Source organism: Methylibium sp. Root1272, from assembly GCF_001425905.1.
Taxonomy (GTDB): domain Bacteria; phylum Pseudomonadota; class Gammaproteobacteria; order Burkholderiales; family Burkholderiaceae_C; genus Methylibium.
In genome coordinates this window covers 18,304-30,137 of record NZ_LMDY01000005.1, presented here as the reverse complement: position 1 = coordinate 30,137, position 11,834 = coordinate 18,304, and the positions used below count along the sequence as shown (strand labels likewise).

The 11,834-nt window shown below is 68.6% G+C and carries 13 protein-coding genes; 9 read left to right on the top strand and 4 right to left on the bottom strand.

All coding sequences use genetic code 11. The annotated features are described in order from the left end of the window. Positions 1-33 precede the first annotated feature (33 nt). From ASC67_RS05330 to ASC67_RS05310, 5 genes are read left to right on the top strand one after another with little or no spacing between them, the layout of a single operon-like run. Positions 34-1,371 (top strand): class I SAM-dependent methyltransferase, encoded by a 1,338-nt coding sequence (locus ASC67_RS05330; protein WP_235566230.1) that lies wholly within the window; start codon positions 34-36, stop codon positions 1,369-1,371. 12 nt (positions 1,372-1,383) lie between these two features. Next, positions 1,384-1,707 (top strand): DUF1840 domain-containing protein, encoded by a 324-nt coding sequence (locus tag ASC67_RS05325; RefSeq protein ID WP_056316102.1) that lies wholly within the window; start codon positions 1,384-1,386, stop codon positions 1,705-1,707. Between the two features lie 37 nt (positions 1,708-1,744). Further along, positions 1,745-2,383, top strand: a complete 639-nt coding sequence (locus tag ASC67_RS05320) for a YbhB/YbcL family Raf kinase inhibitor-like protein (protein ID WP_056316099.1) — start codon at positions 1,745-1,747, stop codon at positions 2,381-2,383. Then, positions 2,383-3,084: a histidine phosphatase family protein gene (locus ASC67_RS05315; protein ID WP_056316096.1), complete on the top strand. Its 702-nt coding sequence runs from the start codon at positions 2,383-2,385 to the stop codon at positions 3,082-3,084. The genes ASC67_RS05320 and ASC67_RS05315 overlap by 1 nt, the downstream gene beginning before the upstream one ends. A gap of 15 nt (positions 3,085-3,099) precedes the next feature. Continuing rightward, positions 3,100-4,218: a DSD1 family PLP-dependent enzyme gene (locus tag ASC67_RS05310; protein ID WP_056316093.1), complete on the top strand. Its 1,119-nt coding sequence runs from the start codon at positions 3,100-3,102 to the stop codon at positions 4,216-4,218. 4 nt (positions 4,219-4,222) lie between these two features. On the opposite strand, the gene ASC67_RS05305 is transcribed toward ASC67_RS05310, so the two are convergent. Continuing rightward, positions 4,223-4,807: a TetR/AcrR family transcriptional regulator gene (locus ASC67_RS05305; RefSeq protein ID WP_056316090.1), complete on the bottom strand. Its 585-nt coding sequence runs from the start codon at positions 4,805-4,807 to the stop codon at positions 4,223-4,225. A gap of 242 nt (positions 4,808-5,049) precedes the next feature. Here ASC67_RS05305 and ASC67_RS05300 point away from each other — a divergent pair, with 242 nt between their 5' ends. From ASC67_RS05300 to trxB, 3 genes are all read left to right on the top strand, one after another. Beyond that, complete coding sequence (locus tag ASC67_RS05300; protein WP_156466666.1) at positions 5,050-5,640, top strand: carboxymuconolactone decarboxylase family protein; 591 nt, start codon at positions 5,050-5,052, stop codon at positions 5,638-5,640. Between the two features lie 10 nt (positions 5,641-5,650). Next, positions 5,651-5,974 (top strand): thioredoxin family protein, encoded by a 324-nt coding sequence (locus tag ASC67_RS05295; protein WP_056316083.1) that lies wholly within the window; start codon positions 5,651-5,653, stop codon positions 5,972-5,974. Between the two features lie 120 nt (positions 5,975-6,094). Then, on the top strand, positions 6,095-7,084 hold the full coding sequence (trxB, locus tag ASC67_RS05290) for a thioredoxin-disulfide reductase (protein ID WP_056316080.1): 990 nt from the start codon (positions 6,095-6,097) through the stop codon (positions 7,082-7,084). Positions 7,085-7,124: 40 nt separating this feature from the next. Here trxB and ASC67_RS05285 read toward each other — a convergent pair whose 3' ends face one another. Next, entirely contained in the window at positions 7,125-8,180 is a 1,056-nt protein-coding gene (locus ASC67_RS05285) for a class I SAM-dependent methyltransferase (RefSeq protein ID WP_056316076.1), read from the bottom strand. Positions 8,181-8,442: 262 nt separating this feature from the next. Here ASC67_RS05285 and ASC67_RS05280 point away from each other — a divergent pair, with 262 nt between their 5' ends. After that, the gene (locus ASC67_RS05280; RefSeq protein ID WP_056316073.1) at positions 8,443-8,916 is read left to right on the top strand and encodes a copper chaperone PCu(A)C; all 474 of its coding nucleotides are present in this window, start codon (positions 8,443-8,445) and stop codon (positions 8,914-8,916) included. A gap of 59 nt (positions 8,917-8,975) precedes the next feature. Here ASC67_RS05280 and ASC67_RS05275 read toward each other — a convergent pair whose 3' ends face one another. Together ASC67_RS05275 and ASC67_RS05270 are read right to left on the bottom strand one after the other, a co-directional pair. Then, positions 8,976-9,494: a spore coat U domain-containing protein gene (locus ASC67_RS05275; RefSeq protein WP_082535840.1), complete on the bottom strand. Its 519-nt coding sequence runs from the start codon at positions 9,492-9,494 to the stop codon at positions 8,976-8,978. After that, a complete protein-coding gene (locus ASC67_RS05270; RefSeq protein ID WP_056316067.1) occupies positions 9,491-11,719 on the bottom strand; it encodes a fimbria/pilus outer membrane usher protein in 2,229 nt (742 codons plus the stop codon). The genes ASC67_RS05275 and ASC67_RS05270 overlap by 4 nt, the downstream gene beginning before the upstream one ends. Positions 11,720-11,834 lie beyond the last annotated feature (115 nt).

The window sequence follows — 11,834 nt, the reverse complement described above, 5'->3', positions numbered from 1 at the left end:
TGCGTCGAGCATAGCGTCAGGAGTTCATCACCAATGAGCACGCTGAAGCCGATGACCACGCCGTCGATCGACGGCAATGCCACCGCGCCGCGACCCGGGGCCCCCGCGCGCTGGATCGCCACCGTGTCCGCACGCCTGCAGTCTCTGCCGGTGCGGACACGCCTCGAGCTGCCGGGAGGCATCGCGGTGGGAGCCGAGCACGCCTCGGTGGTGCTGCGCCTGCTGGACGCGCGCCTGCTGCCGCTGCTGGCGCTGGGCCAGGTCGGCCGACTGGCCGAGGCCTACGTCGAGGGCCACCTGCAGATCGACGGCACGATGCGCGATCTCGCCGAGGTGGCCGCGGCCCTGGTGCCCGGCGACCCGACGCGGCTGGACGATGCCGCCGGTCCGGCCCGCTGGTGGTCGCGGCTGCGGCGCACCAGCCGCTCGCTGTCCAGGCACCACCCGCGGCGCGACCGCGAACAGATCGAGTTCCACTACGACGTCTCGAACGATTTCTATGCGTTGTGGCTGGACCCGCGGCGGGTGTACTCCTGCGCCTACTGGCCCGAGGGCGTGAACACCCTCGCGGCGGCGCAGGAGGCCAAGCTGGAGCTGCTGTGCCGCAAGCTGATGCTCCGACCCGGCGAACGGCTGCTCGACGTCGGCGCCGGCTGGGGCGCCTTGCTGCTGTGGGCCGCCGAGCACCACGGCGTGCGGGCGCACGGCATCACGCTGTCGACGCAGCAGCATGCGCATGTGACGCGGCTGATCGCCGAGCGCGGCCTGGCCGCCCGCGTCAGCATCGCGCTGTGCGACTACCGAGACGTGTCCGAGCACGGCGCGGGCGGCGGGCCCTACGACAAGATCGCCTCGATCGGCATGTTCGAGCACGTCGGCCGGGCCCAGCTGCTGCCGTATTTCCGCAAGCTGCGGCGGCTGCTGAAGCCCGGTGGTCTGCTGATGAACCACGGCATCACCGCCGGCGGACTGCACAACGAGCAGCTCGGCGCCGGCATCGGCGACTTCGTCGAGCGCTACATCTTCCCGGGCGGCGAGCTGGTGCACGTGTCGCACGTGATGGCAGCGATGGCCGAGGCCGGGCTGGAGACGCTCGACGTCGAGAACCTGCGCCCGCACTACGCCCGCACGCTGTGGGCCTGGAGCGATGCTCTGGAGGCCCGGCTCGACGCGGCGCGCGCGCTGACCAGCGAGCGCGTGGTGCACGCCTACCGGCTCTACCTGGCGGGCAGCGCGATGGGCTTCGAGCGCGGCTGGATGTCGCTGAACCAGTTGCTGGCCAGCCGTCCCGACGGCAGGGTCGGGTCGACGCCGGTACGCGGGGCACAATCGGTCTACCCGTTCCAGCGCGATCACCTGTACCGATCCTGAAAGGTCGAAGCCATGCTGTACAAGTTCAAGTCGAAGGCGGCCGGCGACGTGATCATGACCGGCCCGATCGGCGACGCGGTGCTGCGCACGATGGGCAAGGAGCCCGGTGCGAAGGGCATCGTGCTGCCGGCCGACATGCCCGGGGCGATTGCCGCGCTCGAGTCCGCGGTGGTGGCGGAGGAGCAGTCGCGCCAACAGGCAGAGGCCGAGGCACGCGCCGACGGCAAGACGCTGCCGCCACGCGAGGGCGTGAGCCTGCGCCAGCGGGCCTGGCCGCTGGTCGAGATGATGAAACGCGCGCACGCCGCTGACGAAGAAATCGTCTGGGGCGTCTGAGTTCACGACCGCCGAGCAGGCACGCACAGGACCCCCGATGAAGTTGACGAGTCACAGCTGGGCCGACGGCGCCCGCATCCCGCAGCAGTACGCGGCGGGCCGCCCCGACGCCGCGAGCATCGTGAGCTTCTCGGACAACCTCTCGCCGCCACTGGCCTGGAGCGGCGTACCGCCCGGCACGAAGAGCCTGGCGCTGATCTGCCACGACCCCGACGTGCCGAGCCGCGGCGACGACGTGAACCAGCCCGACCGGGAGGTGCCGGCCAGCCTGCCGCGGGTCGATTTCTTCCACTGGGTGCTGGTCGACCTGCCGCCGACGCTGACCGCGCTGACCGAAGGCGAGTGCAGCCGTGGTTTCACGGTGCGCGGCAAGCCGGGCCCGGCCACGCTGCACGGTGCCCGCCACGGGCTCAACGACTACACCGGCTGGTTCGCCGGCAATGCCGACATGAGCGGCAATTACCACGGCTACGACGGCCCGTTTCCGCCCTTCAACGACGCGCTGCGGCACCGCTACATCTTCACGTTGTACGCGCTCGACGTCGGGCGGCTCGCGGTCGAGGGCAGCTTCACCGGCGCTCAGGCACGTGCCGCGATGCGGGGCCACGTGCTGGCCGAGGCGTCCTTCAGCGGCAGCTACAGCCTCAACGCGCGTCTGAACGCGAGCGGCGCCTGATGCCGCAGTCGCAACTCACCCGCATCGTCGCGGTGCGCCACGGCGAGACCGCGTGGAATGTGGACACGCGCATCCAGGGACAGCTCGACATCGGCCTGAACGACAAGGGCCGCTGGCAGGCCGAGCGCGTGGCGCAAGCCCTCACCGGCGAAGGCCTCGACGTCGTGTATGCCAGCGACCTAGTGCGGGCGCACGACACGGCGCTCGCGATCGGCGCGGCCACCGGCCTAGCGGTGCAGGCCGACCGCGGACTGCGCGAACGGGCCTTCGGCCGCTTCGAGGGCCAGACCTGGGCCGAGATCGAGACCCACTGGCCTGCCGAGAGCGCGCGCTGGCGCGCCCGCGACCTCGACTTCGGCCCCGAAGGCGGCGAGACGCTGCGCGCCTTCTACGCGCGCGTGGTCGACACCGCCGAGCGGCTGGCCAGCCGACACCCGGGCCAGGCGATCGCCCTGGTCGCTCACGGCGGGGTGATGGACTGCCTGTATCGCGCCGCATCGCGCGTCGGCCTCGACGCGCCGCGCACCTGGCAGCTCGGCAATACCGCGGTCAACCGGCTGCTCTACACGCCCGAAGGCTTCACGCTGGTGGGCTGGAGCGACACCTCGCATCTCGACGGCCTGCAGCACGACGAGTTCAGCGACGGCGCGCGCGACGGCCGACCCGCCGCCGCGGGTGACAAGGTCGGGCACGCGGCCTGAGTCTCGAGACGACCGATGCGTCCCGCTCCCGCCCAGGTCGGTGATCCGGTCGGTGCGATCGACAGCCCCGCGCTGGTGGTCGAGCTCGACGCCTTCGAGCGCAACCTCGCGGCCATGAGCGCCTTCGCCCGGTCGCACGGTGTGCGGCTGCGGCCGCATGCCAAGACCCACAAGTGTGCGGCGATCGCCCTGCAGCAGATCGCCCGCGGCGCGGTCGGTGTGTGCGTGCAGAAGGTCGGCGAGGCCCTGGCGCTCACCGCCGGCGGAGTGCGCGACGTGTTCGTCAGCAACGAGGTGATCGCGCCCGCCAAACTGGCGCGGCTGGCGGCGCTGCCGTCCGACGTGAACCTGGCGGTCGCGGTCGACAGCGTGGCCGGCATCGAGCGCCTGGCCGCGGCGATCCATGCGGGCAGACGGCAGATCGAGGTCTTCGTCGAGATCGATGCCGGCCAGGGACGCTGCGGCGTGCCGCCTGCCGAGGCCGGTGCGCTGGCGCGCCAGGTCGTCGCGCATACCGGCCTGCGCTTCGCCGGCCTGCAGGCCTATCACGGCGGCGCGCAGCACCTGCGCAGCACCGCCGAGCGGGAAACGGCGATCCGCCATGCCGTCGCGATGGCCGTGGCCGCCCGCGCCGCGGTCACGTCGCTCGGCATCGACTGCCCGCTGGTCACCGGCGCCGGCAGCGGCAGTTTCCTGCTCGAGGCCACCAGCGGCGTCTATGGCGAGATCCAGCCGGGCAGCTATGTCTTCATGGACGCCGACTACGCGCGCAATGAGGCCATGCCGGGCGCCCCGCGTTTCGAGCACGCGCTGTTCGTCAGGAGCCAGGTGATCGGCCGCCACGCCGCGCATGCGGTGGTCGATGCCGGCCACAAGTCGCATGCGGTCGATTCCGGTCTGCCGACGGTGTGGGGCCGCGACCTCGCGTTCACCAACGGCGGTGACGAGCACGGCCTGCTGCACCCACGCGGCCGCGAGCCGCTGCCGGCGCCGGGCGAGACGGTGTGGCTGGTGCCGGGCCATTGCGACCCCACGGTCAACCTGCACGAGCATCTGGTCGGCGTGCGCGGCGGCCTCGACGAGGGGATCGTCGAGGCGGTGTGGACGATCGACGCGCGCGGCCGGCTCGACTGAGGCGCTAGTGCAGTGATTTGATGGCCATATCCCTTGCCGCACGCATCGCCTCGACATCCTTGGTGGAAGTTGAAAGCAGCAGCATTCCCTGGATGACCACCATCAAGTAGGACGCCAAGACACCCACGTCCTGGCTCGCTGGGATATCGCCGCTCTCGACCGCCCATTTCAGTCGAAATTTCAGCGCCTTGTGCATCTCCGCCAGGCCGGCTGCGGCGGCATCGCCAAGTTCAGGATCGACGTTCAACAGTTCCGCGACGAGGTTGGTCGCCAAGCACCCGGCAGGTCGACTGCTTCGGTCTGAAGCGCTGTCGATGATCCTGTCGAAGATGCGCCGCAGTGCATCTTCGAACGGCGTATCGAACAACTTGAGCAGCAGAGCCAGGTAGGACTCTTCCTTCATGTACTGCTCGAGACACAGCAGGAACAACTCTCTCTTGCTGCCGAATGCCTTGTACAGGCTGCCTGCAACGAGCCCGGTTGCCGCTTCCAGATCGCGGATGGAGGTTGCCTGGTATCCATGTGTCCAGAAGGTCCGGCCTGCACGACGGACCGCTTCCGCTTCATCGAACTCTCGTGGTCTGGCCATACGGCGTCTCCAAGGCCCTGAGGATCCGGTTGCTTCCTGCTCGGCCGATATTGAACGATTGATTCCTAATTTCGAGTGTACCCGCACCAGCAAGTCCGACTTCGTGCGTCGACACATCGCCCCCGTATCGCATGAATTAAGGGTTATCACTTGGTTGACTCGACGCATCGCTTTCCATAAATTAGGAAATGCACGTTTCCTATAACGCGCTGCCCATTCACTATCAACCTAGGAGATATGCCATGCGTTTCAAATCGCTCAAGCCGGGTCAGTCCCCCGATCCAGAAGTCAATCGTCTCCTCGATGGGGCACGCAACGGATGGTGGAAGGACACGTCGATGTTCGGAATCATCGCCCGTCAACCGATCTTGCTGAAGACCATCGTGCCCGTGTTCGAGGCCTTCTTCGGCGGCGGGCGCATTCCGGCCCACGTGCTGGAAATGATGCGGCTCAAGACCGGGGAGATCAATGACTGCACCTACTGCAAGGAGGTGCGGTCCGAAGCCACTCGTGAAGCCATCAAGGACAAGGAGTCGGCCATCTTCGGAAAGGTGGACTTCGATCGCCTTCCCTTGAAGGAGGCCCTCGCTGTCCAGCTGGCCGAGTACATCGCGGGCGATCCGAACTACATCCCCAATGGCTTCTTCGAGAGGCTTGCCACGGTCTACACCGACGAAGAAGTCATCGAGCTGGTCTTCGCCTGTGGCATCTTCAACTGGGGCAACAAGTTCAACATCACCATGCAGGTCGACTCCAGCGACGAAAGCACCTACGCGAAGGGCATGACCTACCCCGGCGCCGAGATCCGCGCTCAAACCGCAGTTACGGCCTGAGGTGAAAGCCATGACAACCCATCGTGTCGTCGAGGCGGATGCAGAGGAGTTGAAGGTCCATCTGCAAAGTTCCGGCCTGGTGATGGTCGACTTCTGGGCGGCATGGTGCGCCCCTTGCAGGGCGATGGCACCGATGCTGGACCGACTCGCCATCGAGTTTCCCGAGGTCCAGGTCGTGAAGATCGACGCCGAAGCGCACAAGGAAGTCCTGGAGACTTATGGAGTGCGCAGCCTGCCGACGCTGCAGCTGTACAGGCACCAGAGCAAGCTGGAACAGCTCATCGGGAAGGTCCCTTACGAGCTCATGAGGCGCGCCGTCCTCGACGCCGCCTGATATCCAGCGCACCGGCCGAAGCGGCCGGTGCGCGTTCCTCTTCTGCGCCCACCACCGCTGGATCAACCGACCTGCATCCACGGCACCGTCGTGCGCAGGTCGGACATCGAATACACCCAAATGAAACACCACTCGCTGATCGTGCTCGGGTCCGGCCCCGCCGGCTACACCGCTGCAGTCTATGCAGCCCGAGCCAACCTGGCCCCCCTCGTCATCTCCGGGCCCGAGGAGGGAGGTCAACTCATGACCACGACCGAGGTCGACAACTGGCCAGGTGACCCGGAAGGATTGCAGGGCCCTGCACTGATGGCCCGGATGAAGCGACACGCCGCACGCTTCGATGTCGAGTTCGCCGAGGACCGTGTGCTCCGGGTCGATCTCCGGCAGCGTCCGTTCATTCTTTTCGGGGAGTTCGCCGAATACTCGTGCGACGCGCTGATCATTGCCACGGGAGCGACCGCCAGGTACCTCGGCCTGCCCAGCGAGGACACTTATCGCGGCAGGGGCGTGTCAGCCTGCGCGACCTGCGATGGCTTCCTCTACCAGGACAGGGAAGTTGCCGTCGTCGGGGGAGGCAACACCGCCGTGCAGGAAGCTCTGTACCTCTCCAAGATCGCACGAAAGGTCACGCTCGTGCATCGGCGCGGATCGCTGCGCGGTGAGAAGCTGCTTCATGACAGGCTGTCCCATCAAATCACCGAGGGCAAGGTCGATGTCGCGTGGAATTCGGTTGTCCAGGAAGTCCTGGGCGGCGACGATGGTGTCACCGGCTTGAGGCTGTCGAACGTGGCATCGGGTCGGACCCAGGACATCGCCGTGCACGGCGTGTTCATCGCCATCGGACATCATCCGAACACAGAGATCTTCTCCGACTTCCTGGCGATGAGCGATGGCTACATCCAGGTCAAGGGCGGCGCCTCGGGTGGAGCGACCTCGACCAGTGTCCCTGGCGTATTCGCCGCGGGCGACGTTGCGGACCCAGCTTATCGGCAGGCGATCACCTCGGCGGCAACCGGATGCATGGCCGCTCTGGACGCCGAGCGCTATCTGGACGGTCTGCCGGCCAAGCGGGCATCACCATGTGCGAACGCGACCGTCCTCTGCCCATGAGCCGCATCCCGGCCATGAGAAAGCTCCCGGTACTCGACCGCTAGGGCCGCGCCTCGAACACCAGGTTGAACGGCGTCTCGGTGGCGCGCCGAAACTGCCGGAAGCCGCCGTCGCCGACGACCGCCCGCAACCGCTGCTCGCCGGCCTGGGCCCCGAGTGCCAGCCCCACCTCCTGTGAACGCGAGGCGGGCGTGCAGATCATCGTCGAGGCCGAGTAGAAGATGCGGCCGACCGGGTTGAGGTTGTCCTCGAGCGCGTCGTTGGCGAACGGCTCCACGATCATCCAGCAGCCGCCGGGCTTCAGCGCCTCCTTCACGTGACGCGAGGCGCCGACCGGATCGCCCATGTCGTGCAGGCAATCGAAGAAGGCGACGAGATCGTAGTCGCGGCCGGGAAAGTCCTGGGCCGACGCCACCTCGAAGCTCACGCGGTCGGCGACACCCGCCTCGGCCGCGACCTGACGCGCCCAGTCGATCGACGGCCCGTGGTAATCGAAGCCGACGAAGCGGCTCTCCGGATAGGCCTGCGCCATCAGCACCGTGGAGGCGCCGTGGCCGCAGCCGACATCGGCCACCAGCGCGCCGGCCTTCAAGCGAGACTCCACGCCATCGAGTGCGGGGATCCAGCTCGACACCAGGTTGGCAGCGTACCCCGGTCGGAAGAAGCGCTCGGTGCCCTGGAACAGCAAGGGGTCGTGCTGATGCCAGCCGAAGCCCAGGCCGGTGCGGAACACGCCGGCGAGCTTGGGCACTGCCTTCAGCGCGCCGAGCGCCACCTGGAAGGCTCCCGGCACGAAGGCCGGGCTGCCCTCGGTGGCCAGCGCGAACACCTGCTCCTCGGTCATGTGGAACTGCTGCGTCCTGGCGTCGTACTCGACGTAGCCGGCCGCGGCCTGCGCGCTGAGCCACTCCCGCACGTAGCGCTCGTCGGTCTGCGTCTTGCTCGCCAGGGTGGCCGGACTCATCGGTCCATCGGCCAGCGCCTTGTACAGGCCGAGCTGGTCGCCGAGCACCACGGTGCCGGCGTGCATGGCGGCGCCGATATCGACCACGAAGCGCCCCATGAAGGCATTGAGCTTGTCCATGTCGATGGCCATGACGGACTCCTTTTCTACGAAGTGGCGGTGTTCGGGGCGTCCCCGGCGCGGGCGCAACGGGCGGCGCGCTTTTTGATCGTAGTCACTGGAATCCAGAACCACAGCGGTATTTGCGAGCGAAGGCGTCGCGTTCCGCCCCTGGCTTGTATCGGACATGGGAAACGGGCCGTTGCAGGCCTTCGGCACAATGCGGCCATCCGCTCCGAGCCGGTTTCCATGGCCTGCCGGCTTCGACCCTCCATCGAAACGAAAGGGGACTTCCTTGAGTCTGTCTCGCTGCCTGCTCGCGTTCGGCTGGTCGCTCGGCCTGCTGGCCTCCACCGCGTCCGCACAGGACGCCACGGCCGCCGTCGGTGTCGAGAACGCCTGGGCGCGCCCCACAGCGGCCGGGCAGAAGGTCGGCGGGGCGTATGTCACCTTGAAAGGCGGCAGTCGGCCCGACCGGCTGATCGGCGCGAGCGCGGCGATCGCCGAACGCGTGGAGCTGCATAGCATGAGCATGGACGGCGACGTGATGCGCATGCGCCAGGTCGAGGACATCGAGGTGCCCGCCGGTCAGCGGGTCGAGCTCAAGCCGGGTGGCCTGCACCTCATGCTCATGGGCCTCAAGCAGGCACTGCCGGCCGGCACCCGCCTCCCGCTCAAGCTGCGCTTCGAACGCGCCGGCGAGCTGACGGTGGAGATGAGCGTGCGAGCCCCGGGCGAGGCCGCCAGCGGCGGCGGACACCAGCATTGATGAGTGCGAGAGCAGCGCCGGGGACGTCGTCGCCCGGCAGCCGCCCTCGGTAGCGACCGTCAGTTGTAGGTCACCGTGACGGTGATCGTGTCGATGTAGCTGCCCGGCACCGCGGTCGTCTGCGACCCGGGAATGCGCCCGTAGATCCAGTGCGTCTGCTGCGGCGACAGGCCGAGCACATCGAGCAGGATGCCGCTCGAGACCGACTGGCTGCCGCCGCTGCCATCGCCCCAGACCGTGAGGTAGGTGTTGTCCGTGTACAGGTTGTAGGCGAGTTGGTTCGCCCCACTGTTCATGCGGCGCGCGCCGTAGCTGACCCCCCCGCCGCGGGTGATGTCGATCTGGTAGGGAATGAGCAGGCCGGCCACGCCGCCACACCCGACGCGCACGCTGCCGGTGGAGTCGGTGTTGCTGCTGGCCAGAGGGTTGTGATTGCCGAAAACGACGTTGGTGGTAGTGACGCTGCAACTGCACAGCGGGCTGATGCACAACGCCTGGGCCGGGCCGGCGACGAGCCAGAGCAGCAGCGTAAGCAGGCCGCGCAGCGCCACAGGTCCGACGCGCAGTGTCCCGCTCATTCGCAACGCACGGTGCCCAGTTCGGGCACCTCGCCTCGGTCGTCGACGTCCGGCAGCCAGGCGCTGCACTCGTGGCCGGGCCAGCGGGCCTGCACCCGCGTGCGGCCGGCAAGGCCCGACACGAAGGCCTTGCCATCGAAGCCGATCGGGAAACTGCGTGAGCTCCCGGCAATGCGCAGCGCGCTGCCGGGCGGCAGCGCTGTGCCATCGCTTCCGACCAGCCGGAAGCTCGCCGAGCGAACGCGCTCCACGCCGAGCCGGAGCGCGACACCGCTGCGAGCCGGCGGCGTGACCAGCGCTTCCAGCGCGTCGACGTCGGCATCGAACGGCAGATCGGCCGGATTGATGCTGATGCGGTTGGCCTCGTAGCCGCGCAGGCCGCTGACGAGGGCGCGACCGCGCGGGTCGGTGCGTGCCGCCGGACGGTTGTCGTGCAGCAGCTGCACGCCCGGATAGTCGGCCACTTCGACGACGGCAAAGCTACCGTCGATGCGACGGCTCAGGAACACGCTGTCGCCGAGCCAGGCCAGGCCGCCGCTGGCACCGGCACGCGCTTCTTCGTTCTGACCAGCACGGGCCATGCCGGCGCTCAGCACGGCCCTTTCGGTCTGCCAGGCGGCCTGCGCGGTGTAACGGTCGAAGACCCCGCGCTCGGCGCTCACCTGGTAGCCGAGGCCCGGGCCATCCGGCAGATTGCGCTGAAGCTGCACGCTGTCGTAGCGTGCAGCTTGCCCGGCGTCGCGGCTGCGTGTCGCCGAGGCGGTGGCAATGCTGCGGTCATCGAGCGTGTGACTCAGGCTCACCGCCAACGTGTAGCCGCCGGTGGCGTGGTCGCGCAGCGCGACCACGCCGAGCGTTCCCAGACGCCCCAACTGGCGCGCGGTGTTGACGGCCACGATGCGATGCGACTCGCCGCGCCAGCCGTCCTGCTGCAGGTAGCTCACGCCGATGCCCGATCCGCGCCACGTGGTGCCCAGGCCGATCGACAGGCTCAGGCGCGGTGCGCCGGTCGGGCCCTCGCCGGCCTGGCTGAAGCGACGGCTGGCTGCTCGCAGCTGCACGCTGCCGCTCCAGTCGGGCGCCTGGCGCTCGGCGCCCGCGCCGAGCAGCGCGCCGGTACCGCGCGGCGCGTCGCTGCCCACGGCAGAGAGATTGACGGTGCCGAAGGCCGGCAGCAGCCACAGTCCGGTCGCACCGGCGCTGCGCTGGCGGCCGAGCACCTCCGCACGCAGTTCGCGTGTGAAACGCTCGCTGATGCCGAGCCGATCGGTCGCGGTGGCCAGCACGCGGCCGTAACGGTTGCTGACCAGGCCGTAATCCTCGCGCACCACGCCCAGTTCGTAGGAGTAGGCATGCAGACCGGGCCGCAGCAACGAGGGGCTGACGTAATAGGGCTGGACGACCACCTGCTCGCGGCCGAGCAGGTCGCGCACGACCATGCGGACCTCTCCCTGGCCGGTGACGAGCGGCACCTCGGTAAGGTCGAAGGCTCCTGCGGGCACCTGACGCTGCAGGCGCTGGCTGCTGTTGATGTAGAGGTCGACGGTGGACGGCAGCACGGCTTCGCCCTGCATCGATGGCAGCGGGAAGCTCAGGAAGCCGGGCTGCACCGAGAAGTCGGTGCTCCACTGCAGACCCCCGAAACGCAGCGAGCGGCCCCAGGCGCCGGACTTGCCGATGGCATCCCCGATCCGCAGGCTGGCCATGCGCGAGGGCTGGTCGATGGTCCAGCTGGTGTCGAGCCGCACCCACGATGGCATGTCCAGACCTTCGCGCAGCAGCCCGGTGACGCGGCCCGTGCCTACCGTGCCGAAGCCGCCGAGCTCCACCAGCGCCGTCGACCACGATCGGCTGGCGACCGCACCGCCCGCGCCGTTGCGCTGCCATTGCAGATCGTAGTTGGCATAGCCGCCGACCGTCGACGCTACCGCCGGGCGGGGCGTCTCGGCGTCGAGTCCGACCCGCGTGCCCGCGAAGGCCGATGCCGGCGCATCGATGACGAGGGTCTGGCTGGCCTCGTCGATCTCCCAGCGCAGTCCGGCCAGCGAAGACAAGCGCTGGTAGGGCAATCCTTCGTGCATCAGCGGTGCCGCTGCGGGCGGCTTCAGATGCAGCTGTCCCCAGACGTCGAGCGGCAGCGCCAGCTCATCGCCCTTGCGCAGCGCCTGCGCGGTGATCAGGGCCTGGTCGACCCCGTTGACTCGCACGGCCAGCCACAGCGGCATGCACGCGGTGTTCGCGGACGGACACCACGGGCCACCGTCGACCGGCAGTCGCGCTCCAAGCGCCGCCTGCGCCGCCGTGGCACCGAGGATCGCCTGGCATCCCAGTGCAGCGATG